Source organism: Luteimonas endophytica (assembly GCF_029887875.1).
In the GTDB taxonomy this organism is placed as follows: domain Bacteria; phylum Pseudomonadota; class Gammaproteobacteria; order Xanthomonadales; family Xanthomonadaceae; genus Luteimonas; species Luteimonas endophytica.
This window is the reverse complement of record NZ_JARXRM010000045.1, coordinates 113563-129220: the sequence shown is the minus strand read 5'-3', so window position 1 is coordinate 129220 and position 15658 is coordinate 113563. Positions and strand designations below refer to the sequence as shown.

At 70.7% G+C, this 15658-nt stretch carries 16 protein-coding genes and 1 pseudogene; 7 read left to right on the top strand and 10 right to left on the bottom strand.

Going from position 1 to position 15658, the window contains the following annotated elements:
* Window positions 1-21: 21 nt before the first annotated feature.
* Both folB and tsaD read right to left on the bottom strand, forming a co-directional pair.
* Window positions 22-378, bottom strand: a complete 357-nt coding sequence (gene folB / locus QFW77_RS16525) for a dihydroneopterin aldolase (RefSeq protein WP_280575912.1) — start codon at window positions 376-378, stop codon at window positions 22-24.
* 124 nt (window positions 379-502) lie between these two features.
* Entirely contained in the window at window positions 503-1543 is a 1041-nt protein-coding gene (tsaD, locus tag QFW77_RS16520; protein ID WP_280575911.1) for a tRNA (adenosine(37)-N6)-threonylcarbamoyltransferase complex transferase subunit TsaD, read from the bottom strand.
* Window positions 1544-1680: 137 nt separating this feature from the next.
* Here tsaD and rpsU point away from each other — a divergent pair, with 137 nt between their 5' ends.
* The 6 genes from rpsU (at window position 1681) to QFW77_RS16490 (ending at window position 8229) form a co-directional block, all read left to right on the top strand.
* The gene (gene rpsU, locus QFW77_RS16515) at window positions 1681-1896 is read left to right on the top strand and encodes a 30S ribosomal protein S21 (RefSeq protein WP_111267721.1); all 216 of its coding nucleotides are present in this window, start codon (window positions 1681-1683) and stop codon (window positions 1894-1896) included.
* 237 nt (window positions 1897-2133) lie between these two features.
* A complete protein-coding gene (locus tag QFW77_RS16510) occupies window positions 2134-2583 on the top strand; it encodes a GatB/YqeY domain-containing protein (RefSeq protein WP_280575910.1) in 450 nt (149 codons plus the stop codon).
* Entirely contained in the window at window positions 2583-3110 is a 528-nt protein-coding gene (locus QFW77_RS16505; protein ID WP_280575909.1) for a GNAT family N-acetyltransferase, read from the top strand. The genes QFW77_RS16510 and QFW77_RS16505 overlap by 1 nt, the downstream gene beginning before the upstream one ends.
* 219 nt (window positions 3111-3329) lie before the next feature.
* A complete protein-coding gene (locus QFW77_RS16500) occupies window positions 3330-4259 on the top strand; it encodes a YihY/virulence factor BrkB family protein (protein ID WP_280575908.1) in 930 nt (309 codons plus the stop codon).
* Between the two features lie 123 nt (window positions 4260-4382).
* Entirely contained in the window at window positions 4383-6125 is a 1743-nt protein-coding gene (gene dnaG, locus QFW77_RS16495) for a DNA primase (RefSeq protein ID WP_280575907.1), read from the top strand.
* Between the two features lie 91 nt (window positions 6126-6216).
* Window positions 6217-8229, top strand: a complete 2013-nt coding sequence (locus QFW77_RS16490; protein WP_280575906.1) for a S9 family peptidase — start codon at window positions 6217-6219, stop codon at window positions 8227-8229.
* A 184-nt stretch (window positions 8230-8413) separates the two neighbouring features.
* Here QFW77_RS16490 and cyoE read toward each other — a convergent pair whose 3' ends face one another.
* The 4 genes from cyoE to QFW77_RS16470 form a co-directional block, all read right to left on the bottom strand.
* Window positions 8414-9322 carry a heme o synthase gene (gene cyoE / locus QFW77_RS16485; RefSeq protein WP_280575905.1) on the bottom strand — a complete coding sequence of 303 codons (909 nt, stop codon included), beginning with the start codon at window positions 9320-9322 and terminating at the stop codon, window positions 8414-8416.
* 34 nt (window positions 9323-9356) lie between these two features.
* Window positions 9357-10532 carry a COX15/CtaA family protein gene (locus tag QFW77_RS16480; RefSeq protein WP_280575904.1) on the bottom strand — a complete coding sequence of 392 codons (1176 nt, stop codon included), beginning with the start codon at window positions 10530-10532 and terminating at the stop codon, window positions 9357-9359.
* Window positions 10533-10609: 77 nt separating this feature from the next.
* Window positions 10610-11179: a redox-active disulfide-containing membrane protein gene (locus QFW77_RS16475; protein ID WP_280575903.1), complete on the bottom strand. Its 570-nt coding sequence runs from the start codon at window positions 11177-11179 to the stop codon at window positions 10610-10612.
* Complete coding sequence (locus QFW77_RS16470) at window positions 11176-11925, bottom strand: SURF1 family protein (protein WP_280575902.1); 750 nt, start codon at window positions 11923-11925, stop codon at window positions 11176-11178. Before QFW77_RS16470 ends, QFW77_RS16475 begins: the two co-directional genes overlap by 4 nt.
* 60 nt (window positions 11926-11985) lie before the next feature.
* On the opposite strand from QFW77_RS16470, the gene QFW77_RS16465 reads away from it, so the two are divergent.
* Window positions 11986-12204 (top strand): twin transmembrane helix small protein, encoded by a 219-nt coding sequence (locus tag QFW77_RS16465; protein ID WP_280575901.1) that lies wholly within the window; start codon window positions 11986-11988, stop codon window positions 12202-12204.
* Between the two features lie 136 nt (window positions 12205-12340).
* On the opposite strand, the gene QFW77_RS16460 is transcribed toward QFW77_RS16465, so the two are convergent.
* The 4 genes and pseudogenes from QFW77_RS16460 to ctaD form a co-directional block, all read right to left on the bottom strand.
* Window positions 12341-13228 (bottom strand): cytochrome c oxidase subunit 3, encoded by an 888-nt coding sequence (locus QFW77_RS16460; protein WP_280575900.1) that lies wholly within the window; start codon window positions 13226-13228, stop codon window positions 12341-12343.
* A 35-nt stretch (window positions 13229-13263) separates the two neighbouring features.
* Entirely contained in the window at window positions 13264-13839 is a 576-nt protein-coding gene (locus QFW77_RS16455; protein ID WP_280575899.1) for a cytochrome c oxidase assembly protein, read from the bottom strand.
* Window positions 13836-13982, bottom strand: a complete 147-nt coding sequence (locus QFW77_RS16450; protein ID WP_280575898.1) for a hypothetical protein — start codon at window positions 13980-13982, stop codon at window positions 13836-13838. The genes QFW77_RS16455 and QFW77_RS16450 overlap by 4 nt, the downstream gene beginning before the upstream one ends.
* A gap of 49 nt (window positions 13983-14031) precedes the next feature.
* Window positions 14032-15654: pseudogene (ctaD, locus tag QFW77_RS16445) on the bottom strand (cytochrome c oxidase subunit I); the annotation flags it as partial.
* Window positions 15655-15658 lie beyond the last annotated feature (4 nt).

Here is a 15658-nt window from a genome sequence, read left to right as displayed (position 1 = left end):
AGGCGGCCGCCGGCGGTCGCGTCATGCGCCGCGGGTGCGCTCGATCACCACGCCCACCGCGCGCGCGCCGCGCACCGCACCGGGCTTGCCGAGTTTCAGCCGGAGCCAGGTCACCCCGAACTCGGACAGCACGATCTCCGCGCAGCGCTCGGCCAGGGTCTCGACCAGGCCGAATTCCGACTGCGACACATATTCGATCAGCCGCTTGCTGACCGCCTTGTAGTCCAGGGTGTCGCCGATGGCGTCGCTGGCCGCGGGCACGCGGTTGTCGAACGCCATCTCCAGGTCGATCACCAGCGGCTGGCGGATCCGCCGCTCCCAGTCGTAGATGCCGATGGTGGTCTCGATCTCGAGACCTTCTATGAAGACTTTGTCCATAAGAGCCGTGAATCGGGATTCGTGGTTGGCGATTCGGGATTGGCGATTCGCGAGAGCCGAAGCGGGTCGCAGGCACAGGTTAACGCGCCGACGCATCCCGCACTTGCGAATCACCAATCACCAATCACGGCGCCGGCGCCGCCAACGGCGGCAGCGACGCCATGTCCCAGCGCGGCAGCGCGCGGACCGCGGCGGTATCGTGCTGGCCGGCGGCGAGCCGAAGGGCGCCGGCGAAGGCGATCATCGCCCCGTTGTCGGTGCACAGCTCCGGGCGCGGAAAGCAGACCCGGCCGCCACGGTCGGCGGCCATGGCGTGCAGGCGCTCGCGCAGGCGGCGGTTGGCGCCGACTCCGCCGGCGACCACCAGCACCCCGCTGCCGGCCGCGTCCAGCGCGCGGCCGCACTTGATGGCCAGGGTCTCGACCACCGCGTCCTCGAAGCCGCGGGCGATGTCGGCGCGGGTCTGCGCGGACTGATCGCTGCCGCGCCAGGCCAGCAGCACCTGGGTCTTCAGCCCGCTGAAGCTGAAGTCGAGGCCGGGCCGGTCGGTCATCGGCCGGGAGAAGCGATGCGCGCCTGGGGCGCCCTCCGCGGCGAGCGCCGCCAGTTGCGGCCCGCCGGGATAGGGCAGCCCCATCAGCTTGGCGGTCTTGTCGAAGGCCTCGCCGGCGGCATCGTCCAGGGTCTCGCCGAGCAGGCGGTAGACGCCGATGGCGTCCACCGCCACCAGTTGGGTGTGGCCGCCCGAGACCAGCAGAGCGACGAACGGCGGCTCCGGCGGATCGTCCTCCATCAGCGGTGCCAGCAGGTGGCCCTCCATGTGGTGGACGCCCAGCGCTGGCACGTCCAGGGCCCAGGCCAGGGCCCGCGCCACCCCGGCCCCGACCAGCAGCGCACCGACCAGCCCCGGGCCGGCGGTGTAGGCCACCCCGTCGAGCTCCCGGACCCCGAGGCCGGCCTCGGCGAGGGTCCGGCGCAGCAGTGGCAGCAGCTTGCGCACGTGGTCGCGGCTGGCCAGTTCCGGCACCACGCCGCCGTATTCGGCGTGCAGGGCGACCTGGCTGTAGACCGCCTGGGCGCGCAGGCCGGCGGCGCCCGGCAGGGCGGTGTCGTAGACCGCCACGCCGGTCTCGTCGCAGGAGGTTTCGATGCCGAGGACGCGCATGGGCTGCCAGATGGGGGCGGGAAGGGCGGAACACCACGCCGGCGGGCGGGGAGATGGCTTGCGGGGGGCGTGCCGGTGCCGTTATCATACGCGGCTCGCCGTGCCCAGCCCGGCGAAGCTACCGTCCCGGAGAGTCCATGCCAAGCGTCAAAGTCCGCGAAAACGAGCCGTTCGAGTTTGCCCTCCGCCGCTTCAAGCGCACCTGCGAGAAGGCCGGAGTGCTGGCCGAGACGCGCAAGCGCGAGTACTACGAGAAGCCGACCCAGGAGCGCAAGCGCAAGGCCGCGGCCGCGGTGAAGCGCCAGGCCCGCCGCGCCTCGCGCGACGTCACCAAGCGCCAGCGCCTGTACTGAGTGCCGCCCCCGCGCCTTCGGCGCGGAGCGACCCGTACTCCTGCGAGAAGCCGGCACGCGCGAGCGTCGCCGGCTTCTTGTGTTGGAGGCCGGGATTCGTCGAAGCGCCGTGATTCGGCATGGGTGATGCGGGATTGGATCAAGCGAATCGCGCGAACCGGAGCTTTCGGCCCCCGTGAATTCCTTCGACAAGGCTCCTCGAATCACACATCCCCAATCACCATCACGGCTCCGACCATGACCCTCAAGCAGACCCTCACCGACGACATGAAGGCGGCGATGAAATCCGGCGACAAGGCCTCGCTCGGGGTGATCCGGCTGATCAATGCCGCGATCAAGCAAAGAGAAGTCGACGAACGCGTCGAGCTCGACGATGCCGCGGTGATCGCGGTGATGGAGAAGATGGTCAAGCAGCGCCGGGACTCGGTCTCGCAGTACGAGGCCGCGGCCCGCGAGGACTTGGCCGCGGTGGAGCGCGACGAGATCGCAGTGATCGAGCGCTACCTGCCGGCCAAGCTCGACGAGGCGGCGATCGCGCGGGCGGTCGACGCGGCGATCGCCGCCACCGGCGCAAGCGGCCCGGCCGACATGGGCAGGCTCATGGGCGTGCTCAAGCCGCAACTGGCCGGCCAGGCCGACATGGGCCAGGTCTCGGCGCTGGTGAAGAAGAAGCTCGCGGGCGGCTGATGGCGGCGGGCGCTCCCGGGCGGGGGCACATCGCGCTGCGGCCGGCGCGGCGCGAGGACGTGCCGCAGATCCTCGCCTTCATCCGCGAGCTCGGCGAGTACGAGCGCCTCGCGCACGAGGTGGTCGCCGACGAGGCCACCCTGGCCGACAGCCTGTTCGGCGCGCGCCCGGGCGCGGAGGTGGTGATCGCCGAGGTCGACGGCCGCGCGGCGGGCTTCGCCCTGTTCTTCCACAGTTTTTCGACCTTCCTCGGCCGGCCGGGCCTGTATCTGGAGGACCTGTACGTGCGCACGGAATTCCGCGGCCTGGGCGTCGGGCGCCGGCTCATGACGCACCTGGCAGGACTGGCGGTGGAACGCGGCTGCGGCCGCTTCGAATGGTCGGTGCTGGACTGGAACGCCCCGGCGATCGCGTTCTACCGCGGCATCGGCGCGGTCGGCATGGACGGCTGGACGGTGCAGCGCCTCGATGGCGACGCGCTGCGGCGGCTTGCCGCTGCGGACCCGGACGCTGGCGCCCACGGCTAGTCCTGCCACCGGCGCCGCGCCGCGGCGCTTTGCCGCGCTCCTGCGCCGTCGACCTGCCGTTCCCAGCGGCTCCCCGTCCGCCGCCGGCGGATTCGCGTCCGACCGGCCGGTGCGCTGCCTGCGGTCGCCCAGCCACCGCCGGCGGCGTGGCTCTCACGCTCCAGCCACGTGGCTCTGGCATGCTGCCGGCTCGACGCTCGCCCGCGACCTCCGGAACAGATGCCGCTGCCCGCCACCGACCTCAGAACCCGCCTGCTGCGGACCGTGCAGGACAGCCTGCCGGCGGCGGTGGTGCGGCGCTTCATCGAGATCGATCTGCTCACCCACGCCGCCTCGCTGTCGTTCTTCACCCTGATCTCGCTGGCTCCGCTGCTGGTGCTGCTGCTGTGGTTGACCTCGCTGCTCTACCCATCGGCGCAGGCGGCGCTGATCGACCAGGTCGGCGACCTTGCCGGGGCCAGCGCCGAGGAGGTGGCCGGAACGGTCATCGACAACGCGCGGCAGCGGCCAGACCTGGGCTCGCTGGCCGGGCTGTGGAGCACGCTGCTGCTGCTGCTCGGCGCGACGGTGGTGTTCGCGCGGCTGCAGCAGACCCTGAATCTGATCTTCCACACCGACGCCCGCCGCCTGGCGCTATGGGCCTGGCTGCGCAAGCGGGTGTTCTCGTTCGGGGTGGTGCTGGCGCTGGGCTTCCTGCTGCTGGTCTCGACGCTGCTGTCGACGGTGCTGGAGCTGGTGTTCTCGGGGGTGCCCTCGCTGCTGCCGGCGATCGGCAACGCCAGCGCGTTCGCGCTGTACGCATTCGCCTTCGGCCTGCTCTACCACTACCTGCCGGACCGTCGGGTCCGCTGGCACCAGGCGTTGCTCGGCGGGGTGCTCACCGCCGCGTTGTTCGTGCTGGGCCGGTGGGGGATCGGGCTGTACATCCGCCAGGCCGCCCCCGGCAGCGCCTACGGCTCGATGGGCACGCTGGTGGTGCTGCTGGTCTGGATGTACTACGCGGCGATGGTGTTCTTCGTCGGTGCGCTGATCACCGCGGTCATCGACGAGCGCTGGCGCGAGCGCCGCGGCACGCCGGAAGACGAAGCATCATTGCCGCCCGACCTCGCGGTCGAGGCCGAACCCCCGCCGCGGCGGCCGCCTGGGTAGGAGCGGCCCATGGCCGCCAAGGCCGCGGGTGGCGCCGGGCGGGCGGGTGCCGGTGGCGGGCGCGGTCCACGCCGCCGCCGGCATGCGTGCTGCGCACGGGTTGCGTGGCATCCTAGCGCGGCCATGGCCCGCATCCCCGACGCGTTCATCGACGACCTGCTCGCCCGCACCGACATCGTCGAGGTGGTCGGCGCGCGGGTGCCGCTGAAGCGCCAGGGCAAGGAATACGCTGCCTGCTGCCCGTTCCACGACGAGCGCTCGCCCTCGTTCACGGTCTCGCCGGTCAAGCAGTTCTACCACTGCTTCGGCTGCGGCGCGCACGGCAGCGCGATCAGCTTCCTGATGAACTACGACCGGATGGAGTTCCTCGATGCGGTCGAGGAGCTGGCGCGGCGGGCCAACATGGAGATCCCGCGCGAGACCGTGCAGCGCAATCAGGACGGCGAGACCCGGGAACTGTACGCCGCGCTGGACGCCGCCGACCGCTTCTTCCGCCGCCAGCTGGCCGGCAGCGACAGGGCGCGCGCCTACCTGGACCGCCGTGGCGTCGACGAGGCGATCCGCGCGCAGTTCGGCATCGGCTACGCCCCGGACGGATTCTCCGCGCTGAAGGACGCGCTGGGCAGCGACCAGCGCCGCCTCGGGCTGCTCGAGCGCGCCGGCCTGCTCTCGAAGAACGACCGCGGCCACAGCTACGACAAGTTCCGCGACCGGGTGATGTTTCCGATCGCCGACCGCCGCGGCCGCACCATCGCCTTCGGCGGCCGGGTGCTGGACAAGGAGGACGGCCCCAAGTACCTCAACTCGCCCGAGACCGCCCTGTTCCACAAGGGCCGGGAACTGTACGGCCTGTGGCAGGTGCGCCAGGCCAACCAGAAGATCGCGCGGCTGATCGTGGTCGAGGGCTACATGGACGTGGTGGCGCTGTTCCAGCACGGCATCGCGCAGGCGGTGGCGACGCTCGGCACCGCCACCACGCCGGACCATGCCGAGCTGCTGTTCCGCAACGCCCCCGACGTGTTCTTCTGCTTCGACGGCGACGCGGCGGGCCGCCGCGCCGCGGTGCGGGCGATGGAGACGGTGCTGCCGCGGATGCGCGACGGCCGCCAGGCGTTCTTCCTGTTCCTGCCCGAGGGCGAAGACCCCGACTCGCTGGTGCGCGCGGAAGGCGCGGCAGGCTTCGATGCGCGCCTGCGCGAGGCGGTACCGCTGTCCCGGTTCCTGTTCGACACCCTGGGGGCCGACGTCAATCTAGCAACCCTGGACGGCAAGGCGCGCCTGGCCGAGCGCGCCCGGCCGATGCTCGAGCAGATTCCGGACGGCGCCTTCGCCGACCTGATGCGGCAGCGGCTGACCGAACTGACCGGCGTGGGCGCACGCGCCAGCGCGCCGCAAACCCACGTGCCGACCCACCGGGTCCGTCCTGGCCGCGGCGTTCCCGCGCCGAAGCGCAGCCTGGTGCGCACCGCGATCACCCTGCTCCTGCAACGGCCGGCGCTGGCGCTCGAGCTCGGCGGCGAGCAGCGTTTCGCCGCGCTGCGCCAGCCCGGCGTCGCCCTGCTGGCGGAGCTGGTCGAGCTGGTGCATGCGCGCCCGGGGATCGCCACCGGCGCCGTGCTCGAACACTTCGAGGGCCGCGAGGAGGCCGAAGCGCTGCAGAAGCTGGCCGCGGTGTCGCTACCGGGAGACGAAGCCAGCTGGCGCGAGGAGTTCCTGGGCGCGATGTCCCTGCTCGACCGGCAGACCCTGCAGCAGCGGGTCGACGAACTGCAGGCGCAGCTGGGCGCGGGCGGCTTCGCCGCGCTCGGCGAGCACGAGAAGTCCGAGCTGCGCATGCTGCAGCAGGCGCTGAGCGAGCGCCGCTGACGCCAAAATGGCGGAACCGCGACCGACGCGCCTCGGGGAGCCGCCGCGCGCCTTCGGTTAAGCTGGGGGCTCGAGTCTCCGGAGGCCATCGATGCGCAGCACTCGTTTCCCGTCCGCCCTGGCGGTATTGCCTGCCGTTCTCCTGCTCGCCTGCTTGCCCGCCACGGCGCAGGATGCCGCGCAGGTCGAACGCCAGCACGTGGGCAACCGCGTCGTCGAGAACATTCCGGAGATCCCGGCCGAGCTGCTCGCCCGGCTCAACCGCTACCAGAACACCCGCGGCGCCGGCCTCGCCGGCTGGACCGCCGACGGCTGCCTGCTGATCGGCACGCGCTTCGCCGAGACCACCCAGGCGCACCGGGTCTGCGAGCCGCTGGGCATGCGCGAGCAGCTGACCTTCGAACCGGAGCGGATCGGCCTGGGCGACATCGCCCCTGCCGGATCCGGCCTGGACGGCTTCGTCTACAGTCGCGACCTCGGCGGCGACGAGTTCTGGCAGCTGTTCTGGTACGACCTCGGCACCCGCGAGTCCAGCCTGCTCACCGACGGCGAACGCAGCCGCAACCAGGGTGCGCTGTTCTCGCCCGACGGCAGCCGTCTGGCCTACAGCAGCACCGCGCGCAACGGCACCGATACCGATGTCTGGGTGATGGACTTCGCCACGCGCGAGGCGCGCCCGGTGGTGACCGAGGGCGGCAACTGGAGCGCGGAGGACTTCTCGCCCGACGGCAGCCGGATGCTGGTGACCCGCTACGTCTCGATCAACGAGTCCTACCCGGGCGAAGTGGACCTGGCCAGCGGCGCGCTGCGGATGTTCCCGGTGGAGGGCGGCAAGGCCGGCTTCGGCGGGTTCCGCTACGCGCCCGACGGCGAAGGCGTGTTCTACGTGTCCGACGAGCCGGTCGACGGCCAGGCGCAGGAGTTTCGCACCCTCCGTCACCACGTGCCGGGCAGCGCGCCGCGGATCGTCAGCGGCCACATTCCCTGGGACGTGCGCGGCTTCGAGATCTCCGACGACGGCCGCCACCTGGCCTACGTCACCAACGAGGACGGCATCGCCAGGCTGCACCTGCTGCGGCTGCCGGGGCTCGAGCCGGTCCCGCTGCCGGAACTGCCGGTGGGCGTCTTCGGCGGCGCCAGCTTCTCGCCGGACGGCAGCAGGCTCGCGCTCTCGCTCAACACCGCCACCTCCCCCAGCGACGTCTACGTGGTGGATATCCAAGCCGGTTCGCTCGAGCGCTGGACCCGCAGCGAGGTCGGCGGCCTGCCGGTCGACGGCTTCGTCGAGCCGGCCCTGGTGCGCTATCCCACCTTCGACCGGGTCGACGGCGCGGCGCGCACGATCCCGGTCTTCTACTACCGGCCGCAGTCGCCGGCCCCGCCCGGCGGCTACCCGGTGGTGGTCAGCATCCACGGCGGCCCGGAGGGCCAGGCGCTACCGACCTTCAACCCGAGCTTCCAGTTCCTCGCCAACGAGCTCGGCATCGCCGTTCTGGTGCCGAACGTGCGCGGCTCCTCCGGCTACGGCAAGAGCTACCTCTTGCTCGACAACGCGACCCTGCGCGAGGACTCGGTCAAGGACATCGGCGCGCTGCTGGACTGGATCGGTAGGCAGCCGGAGCTGGACAGCGAACGCATCGGGGTGATGGGCGGCAGCTACGGCGGCTACATGGTGCTGGCCTCGCTGATGCACTACAGCGACCGGATCCGCGCCGGCATCGACGTGGTCGGCATCTCGCATTTCGGTACGTTCCTGAAGAACACCGAGGACTACCGCCGCGACCTGCGCCGCGCCGAGTACGGCGACGAGCGTGACCCGGAGATCGCCGCGTACTTCGATCGCATCTCCCCGCTCACCAACGCCGGCCGCATCGCCACGCCGCTGTTCGTGGCCCAGGGCCGCAACGATCCGCGCGTGCCCTACACCGAAGCCGAGCAGATCGTCGAGGCGGTGCGCGGCACCGGCCAGCCGGTCTGGTTCCTGATGTTCGACGACGAAGGCCACGGCTTCGCCAAGAAGTCCAACAGCGACTACTTCGGCGCCGCCGCAATGCTGTTCTGGCAGCGCTTCCTGCTCGGCGAAGGGGACGACCACGGGGAATGAAGCAGGTGTTCCGCCCCGAGCCGCCGGGATCCGCAAGACCGTAGGCGCGTGCCATGCAGGCGAAGGCCGGCGCGGCGGGCCACGCCCGCAACCGCCGCCGCGCCCGCCGGAGCCGCCCGCGGCCTTCGCGGCCTTCGCGGCCATGGGCCCTCCTGCGGGGATATCGTAGCCCCGCGTCGGCGGCTCACCTCACCCGCTGGAACTCCATCAGCGGCGGCGGCTGCAGCCAGGGCAGCAGCCAATGGTCGACCAGCAGGAACGCGAACAGCGCCATCAGGTAGACCACCGAATAGTTGAACACCCGCATCGCGAAGAACTCGTCCGGCGGATCCAGCAGCTTCCACGCGTACCACAGGAACACCGCGCCCAGCACCGCGGCGCCGCCGAGGTAGAAAAGCCCGCTCATCCCGGTCACCCATGGGAGCAGCGTGACCAGCACCAGCAGCACGGTGTAGAACAGGATCTGCCAGCGGGTGTAGACCACCCCGTGGGTGACCGGCAGCATCGGGATCAGGGCGCGGGCATAGTCCTCGCGGCGGAAGATCGCCAGCGCCCAGAAATGCGGCGGTGTCCAGACGAAGACGATCAGCACCAGCAGCAGCGCATGCGGGTCCAGGGTGCCGGTGATCGCGGCCCAGCCCAGCGCCGGCGGCGCCGCGCCGGCGATCCCGCCGATCACGATGTTCTGCGGGGTGGCGCGCTTGAGGTAGCCCGTGTAGACGATCGCGTAGCCGATCAGCGAGGCGAAGGTCAGCGCGGCGGTCAGCGGGTTGACCAGCGCGATCAGGATCGCCATCGACGCGGTGCCGAGCAGCACAGCGAACGCCAGCACCTGCGCCGGCCGCAGCGCGCCGGTCGCCAGCGGCCGGTGTGCGGTGCGCGCCATCAGCTTGTCGATGCGCTGGTCGATCAGATGGTTGATCGCCGCCGCCGAGGCGGCTGCCAGCCAGATGCCGAGCAGGCCGAACACCGTCTGCCGCAGCGGCGGCAGGCCGGGCACCGCCAGGAACATGCCGACCAGGGCGGTGAACACGATCAGCGCCACCACCCGCGGCTTGGTCAGGGTCCAGTATTCGTGGGCCAGGTTCGCCATCGCTAGTGCCGCCCCCCGGGCCTCGCGGCCGCCGTCACCGCGGCTCCTCCAGCCGCGCCAGCAGCGAGACCAGCACGAACAGCAGCAGCGCGGCCCCGGCGTTGTGCAGCACCGCCACCGCCAGCGGCAGCGACAGCTTGACGTTGAGGATGCCCAGGGTCACCTGGGCCAGCGCCAGCGCGCCGAGCGTACCGCCCCAGCCGCGCAGGCCCGGGGTCCGCAGCAGGCGGGCGGCGATCCACAGCAGCGCGCCGAGCACCACCACCGCCATGAGCCGGTGCACCATCTGGATCGCGATCCGCGCCTCGCCGCCGAGCACCCCGCCCTCGTAGTCCGGCCCGAGCCCCCGCCACAGCACGAAGCCCTCGCGGAAATCCGCCGGCGGCCACCAGCGGCCGACGCATTGCGGGAAGTCGAACCCGTGGCCGTCGGCGGTGGTCCAGCCGCCGCCACCGCAGGCGAGTGCGGCGTAGTTGGCGCTGACCCAGCCGCCGAGCGCGATCTGCAGCGCCAGCAACCCCAGGCCGATCGCCAACAGGCGGCGCAGAGCCGCGGCGCCGGCGAGCCGGATCGGCACGTCGGTGGCGCGCCAGGCCATCCACGCCAGCAGCGAGAAGGTGAGCAGGCCGCCGAGCAGGTGGCCCATCACGATCACCGGCTTGAGCAGCAGCGTGACCGTCCACTTGCCCAGCAGCGCCTGGAACACGATCACCGCGAGGGTCAGGGCGGCGGCACGGGCCAGGTCGACATTGGACCAGCGCAGCGCGGCGAACAGCAGGATCGCCTCGCCCAGCCCCGCCAGCGCCAGGGCGGCGCCGGTGTGCCCGCCCATGTAGGCGGGGATCGCCGCCGCCACCAGCAGCGATGCACCGAGGATCTGGGCGACGCCGAGCCGGCGCCGGCGCGCCGCCAGCAGCGCGAGCACCAGCACCAGCACCCCCAGCGCGGCGGCGATGTGGCGATGCACCTGCTCGCGCCAGGCCTTGTGGGTCTCGAACGGGCGGATGCTGCTGGCGGCGTGGGCCTCCGCCTCCGCGGGCGCCTGCGGCCAGGCCGCGCGGCCGTAGCAGGTCGGCCAGTCGGGGCAGCTCAGGCCGGCATCGGACAGCCGGACGAACGCACCGAACACCACCACGCACAGGGTCAGCGCCACGGCGAACCAGGCGATGCGATGGAAATGGCGATGGACGTTGGGGGACAGGCTGGGCATCGGCAGGAGCGGGACTGGGTTGCGGTTCGGGGGCCGCGCGATGCCGGCGAACACCGGCCGGGGCGCTGCGGCCCGGGCTATCGCAGCTTGAGCAGGCGCGACATGTCCTGCCGCAGGTGGGCCGGGTCGAAGCCGGGAGCGTAGCGCAGAATCACGAAGCCATTGGGATCGATCACGTAGACCGGAACGCCGGCCGGGTCGTCGACCCGTGGCAGCGCGGCGCGCAGCGCCGGATCGGGCAACACCTCGCGCAGGGCCGCGTCGCGGGTGGCGCCCTCGGGCAGTTCGCCGATCCAGAGGATGTGCACGCGGTCGGCCTGGCGACCGAACAGCTGCCAGACGGTGTCGAGCTGGGCGGACAGCGCCACGCAGGGTTCGGCGCAGCCGGCCGGCGGCGCCAGCGCGATCCGCCACTGGCGTGCCCCGGGATTCCAGGAATAGTCGCCCCCGTCGCGCAGCCGCGGCGTGAGTTCGCGCAGGTCGCCCGGTGGCTGCAGCAGCTCGCCGTGGTTGCGCATGCCTTCCGGGCGCCATCCCGAGAAGCGGAGCGCGCCGGCCACCAGCGCGCTGCCCAGGAACAGCGCCACGATGAGCACGAGCAAGCCGCGGTTGCGGTCGCGCTGGCGGCGGGAGACGGGGGCGTTCATGGGCGGACCTGCGGTTTGTCGGACGGGCGCCGCGCGCGGCGGCGGAACGTGAGAACCAGTGCCGTGACCAACACCGCGAGCGCCAGGCCGTACCACTGCACGGCATAGCCGAGGTGGCGTTCCGGCGGCAGGGTATTGGGCAGCACCTCCAGGTCGCGGGCGTGGCCGCCCGCAAGCTCCGGATCCAGCCGCAACACCCGCGGCGCCAGCGCCGGCAGTCCCAGCGCCGCGGCGACGGACTTGGGCTCGAGCGCGGTCGCCAGCAGCGTGCCGTCGGCCTGCGGCTGCAATGCCGCGCGGGCGAGCCCCGCCGAAGGCGGCGGCGCCAGCAGGCCGGCGACGTGGCGGGCGGCCGGAGGCGGCGGCAGCGGCGGCATGCGCCGGTCGGCCGGCAGCGGCAGCCAGCCGAGGTCGACCAGCAGCGGCACGCCCCCCGGTTCCGGCGAGAAGGCGCGGTGGACGCGCACGCCGGGGCGGCCGCCGCGCTGCTGGTTGTCCAGCAGCACCGCGGGCAGGTCGAGATAGCGGCCGGTGCCAGCGGCCCAGCCCAGCGCGCGGGCGGCGGCCTGGTCCGCGGCCGCGGCCAGCGGCTGCGGCTCGCGCCGCTGCAGCGTCAGCGCGGCCTCGTCGAGCCGCCGCTGTTTCTGCTCCTGGCGCCCGAGCTGCCAGGTGCCGAGCGTCGCGAACAGCGCCATCGCCAGCAGCGCCAGGGTCCATCCCGCCAGCAGGGTGCGGCGACGGCTCACGCCGGGCGGCCCACCAGCTGCGATAATGACGCTCTGCGCCGTGCCCCGTCGGAGACCACCGTGAGCGATTCGCTGAAAACCCTGCTGGTCGTCGCCTTCCTGATACTCATCCTCTGGAACCTCGGCGCGGGCCTGTACTACATGATGGTCGACAAGGGCGAGACCAAGCGCACCGTGAATGCGCTGACCAAGCGTATCGGCCTGTCGGTGGCCCTGATCCTGCTGGTGATGCTGGCGATCTGGATGGGCTGGATCACGCCGCACGGCGTCGGCGGCTGAAGGGGCCGCGATCGGTCATTCGCGATTCTTGATTCGAAGGAGCCGAGCGCGCGGGCGCTGCGTCGGCCGGCGCGAGGATCCGATCGGGTGTTGCCGCTTTTGCGAATCACCCATCACGAATCCCGGATCACCGCCCTCATAGCACGTACACGAACAGGAACAGCCCCAGCCACACCACGTCGACGAAATGCCAGTACCAGGCGACCGCTTCGAAGGCGAAATGGTTCTCCTTGGTGAAGTGGCCCTTGAGGCAGCGGAACCAGATCACCAGCAACATGATGGTGCCCAGGGTGACGTGGGCGCCGTGGAAGCCGGTGAGCATGAAGAAAGTCGAGCCGTAGATGCCGGAGCCGAGGGTCAGGTTGAGGTCCCGGTAGGCGTGGATGTACTCCTCCGCCTGGAAGAACAGGAACAGCGCGCCGAGCAGCACGGTCAGCCCCAGGAACACCAGCAGCCGGGTGCGCTGGCCCGCCTTGAGGGCGTGATGGGCGATCGTGACGGTGATCCCCGAGGTCAGCAGGATCAGGGTATTGAGCAGCGGCAGACCCCAGGCCGGAATGGTCTGGAAGTCTCCGCCCACCTGGCCCGGCCCGCTGGTCGGCCACGCGGAACTGAAGCCTTCCCACAGGTAGGTGTTGGTCGCCACGCCCTTGACGCCCTCGCCGCCCAGCCACGGCAACGCCAGCGTACGCGCGTAGAACAGCGCGCCGAAGAACGCCGCGAAGAACATCACCTCGGAGAAGATGAACCACATCATCCCCATCCGGAACGAGGTGTCGACCTGCTTGTTGTAATAGCCCGACACCGACTCGAGGATCACGTCGGCGAACCACTTGAACAGGATCGCCGCCAGCCCGGCCAGGCCCACGTAGAACACCGTCGATCCCCAGCCCGCGTCGTTGAACCAGCTCGCCAATCCGAACATGGCCACGAACAGGAACACCGAGGCGAAGACCGGCCAGCGGCTGCCGTGCGGCACGAAGTAGACGTTCGCGTCGGTGGGGTGGGCGTGTGCTTGTGCCATGGTCGTGGTCCGGTCGGTGATGCGGTTGATGGGGTTCAGCGCGCCGCCAGCACGGGCGCGGCGTCGCCCCGGGAGCGCGCCAGGCGCTCTGTGGCGACGTCGTTCTTGAAGAAGGTGTAGGAAAGCGTGACGGTGGAGACGTCCGGCGGGAGCGCGGGATCGATGATGAAGCGCACCGGCATGTCGCGGGTCTCGCCGGCTTCCAGGGTCTGCGCGGTGAAGCAGAAGCACTCGGTCTTCTGGAAGTACCCGGACGCGCGCGCCGGGGCCACCGACGGCGTGGCGCTGCCGACGATCGCGCGCCCGCCGTCGTTGTGGGCGTAATAGGTGGCTTCGTGGATCTCGCCCACCCGCACCTGCATGCGCGCCTGGTTGGGCCGGAACGACCACGGCAGCTTGGAATTGACGCTGGCGTCGAATTCCACCGTCACCACGCGGCCGGGCACCGGCTGTGCGGCGCCGGCAGGCTCCGCGGCCGCAGCGGAGCCGTCGAGGCGAATGCCGAACACCTTCTCGCAGGCGATCCGGTAGACCGGCACCAGCGAGAAGGTGAATGCGAACGCCGCCACCGAGATCGCCACCAGCTTGATCACGTCGCGCTGCGCCTTCATCGCCCCAGCGCTCCGGACAGGATGAACACGACGTAGATCGCCACCGCGATCGCGCCGACCGCCAGCGCGGTACGGCGCGCCCGGCGCCGCCCGGCCACGACCGGATCGTTCGCCGGTGGCCGGGCGTCAGGCTTCCCGGTCATTGCTGCGGCCCGCGGTGTCGAGATGCGCGCTGGTCTCGTCGTAGTCGAGGTGCTCGAAATCGCCGTGCGCCAGGTCGCCGTCGCGGATCACCGGCGGCACGCCGAAGGTGTGGTGCGGCGCGGGCGACGGCACCGTCCACTCCAGGCCGCGCGCGGCCTCCCACGCCCGTGCCGCCGCCGGGGCGCCGCGCTTGAGCGAATGGAACAGGATCGCGAACATCATGAACGGGGTGACGAACATGCCGAAGGCGCCGATCGAGCTGATCAGGTTCCAGTCGGCGAACACCACGTTGTAGTCGGGAATGCGGCGCGGCATGCCCGCCAGGCCGAGGAAGTGCTGCGGGAAGAACAGCAGGTTCACGAACACCATCGACCACCAGAAATGGACCTTCGCCCAGGTCTCGTTGTACATCCGCCCCGTCCACTTCGGCCACCAGTAGTAGACCGCGGCGATGATCGCGAACAGCGCGCCGGTGACCAGCACGTAGTGGAAGTGCGCGACCACGAAGTATGTGTCGTGGTACTGGAAGTCAGCCGGCACGATCGCCAGCATCAGCCCCGAAAAGCCGCCGATGGTGAACAGGATCACGAAGGCGATCGACCAAAGCATCGGCGATTCGAAGCTCAGCGAGCCCCGCCACATGGTGCTGACCCAGTTGAACACCTTCACCCCGGTGGGAATGGCGATCAGCATGGTGGCGAACATGAAGTAGATCTCGCCGCCCAGCGGCATGCCTACCGTGAACATGTGGTGCGCCCAGACGATGAACGACAGGAACGCGATCGCCGCGGTGGCGTAGACCATCGCCTGGTAGCCGAACAGCGGCTTGCGGCTGAAGGTCGGCAGGATCTCCGAGACGATCCCGAACGCCGGCAGGATCATGATGTAGACCTCGGGATGGCCGAAGAACCAGAAGATGTGCTGGTACATCACCGGGTCGCCGCCGCCGGCGGCGAAGAAGAAGCTGGTGCCGAAGAACTTGTCGGTGAGCAGCATCGTCACCGCGCCGGCCAGCACCGGCATCACCGCGATCAGCAGGAACGCGGTGATCAGCCAGGCCCAGCAGAAGATCGGCATCTTCAGCAGGTCGATGCCCGGCGCGCGCATGTTGAGGATCGTGGCGATGACGTTGATCGCGCCCATGATCGAGCTGATGCCCATCATGTGGATGGCGAAGATGGTGAAGGCCACGCTGTTGCCGCCCTGCAGGCTGAGCGGCGGGTACAGGGTCCAGCCGCTGGCCGGGCCGCCGCCGGGCAGGAACAGGGTCAGCAGCAGCATGGTGAACGCGAACGGCAGGATCCAGAACGACCAGTTGTTCATGCGCGGCAGCGCCATGTCCGGCGCGCCGATCTGCAGCGGGATCATCCAGTTGGCCAGGCCGACGAAGGCCGGCATGACGCCGCCGAAGATCATCACCAGCGCGTGCATGGTGGTCATCTGGTTGAAGAATTCCGGATCGACGTGCTGCAGCCCGGGCACCGCCAGCTCGGTGCGGATGATCACGCTCATCGCCGCCCCGATGACGAACATCATGAAGGAGAACAGCAGGTACAGCGTGCCGATGTCCTTGTGGTTGGTCGAGAACAGCCAGCGTTCGACGAAGCCCTGCTTGTGGCCGTGTTCGTCGGTCGTCTGGTGGTGGCCTGCGGTTGCGGTATGCGTGGACATGGCG

Bases quoted from the DNA above. Each gene is read 5' to 3' on its own strand.
- tsaD (WP_280575911.1), bottom strand. From the start codon at position 1,543: ATGCGCGTCCTCGGCATCGAAACCTCCTGCGACGAGACCGGCGTGGCG.
- QFW77_RS16455 (WP_280575899.1), bottom strand. From the start codon at position 13,839: ATGAAGGCGCAGCGCGACGTGATCAAGCTGGTGGCGATCTCGGTGGCG.
- QFW77_RS16460 (WP_280575900.1), bottom strand. From the start codon at position 13,228: ATGGCACAAGCACACGCCCACCCCACCGACGCGAACGTCTACTTCGTG.
- QFW77_RS16500 (WP_280575908.1), top strand. From the start codon at position 3,330: ATGCCGCTGCCCGCCACCGACCTCAGAACCCGCCTGCTGCGGACCGTG.
- folB (WP_280575912.1), bottom strand. From the start codon at position 378: ATGGACAAAGTCTTCATAGAAGGTCTCGAGATCGAGACCACCATCGGC.
- QFW77_RS16505 (WP_280575909.1), top strand. From the start codon at position 2,583: ATGGCGGCGGGCGCTCCCGGGCGGGGGCACATCGCGCTGCGGCCGGCG.
- QFW77_RS16510 (WP_280575910.1), top strand. From the start codon at position 2,134: ATGACCCTCAAGCAGACCCTCACCGACGACATGAAGGCGGCGATGAAA.
- QFW77_RS16475 (WP_280575903.1), bottom strand. From the start codon at position 11,179: ATGAACGCCCCCGTCTCCCGCCGCCAGCGCGACCGCAACCGCGGCTTG.
- QFW77_RS16490 (WP_280575906.1), top strand. From the start codon at position 6,217: ATGCGCAGCACTCGTTTCCCGTCCGCCCTGGCGGTATTGCCTGCCGTT.
- rpsU (WP_111267721.1), top strand. From the start codon at position 1,681: ATGCCAAGCGTCAAAGTCCGCGAAAACGAGCCGTTCGAGTTTGCCCTC.
- QFW77_RS16450 (WP_280575898.1), bottom strand. From the start codon at position 13,982: ATGACCGGGAAGCCTGACGCCCGGCCACCGGCGAACGATCCGGTCGTG.
- QFW77_RS16480 (WP_280575904.1), bottom strand. From the start codon at position 10,532: ATGCCCAGCCTGTCCCCCAACGTCCATCGCCATTTCCATCGCATCGCC.
- dnaG (WP_280575907.1), top strand. From the start codon at position 4,383: ATGGCCCGCATCCCCGACGCGTTCATCGACGACCTGCTCGCCCGCACC.
- cyoE (WP_280575905.1), bottom strand. From the start codon at position 9,322: ATGGCGAACCTGGCCCACGAATACTGGACCCTGACCAAGCCGCGGGTG.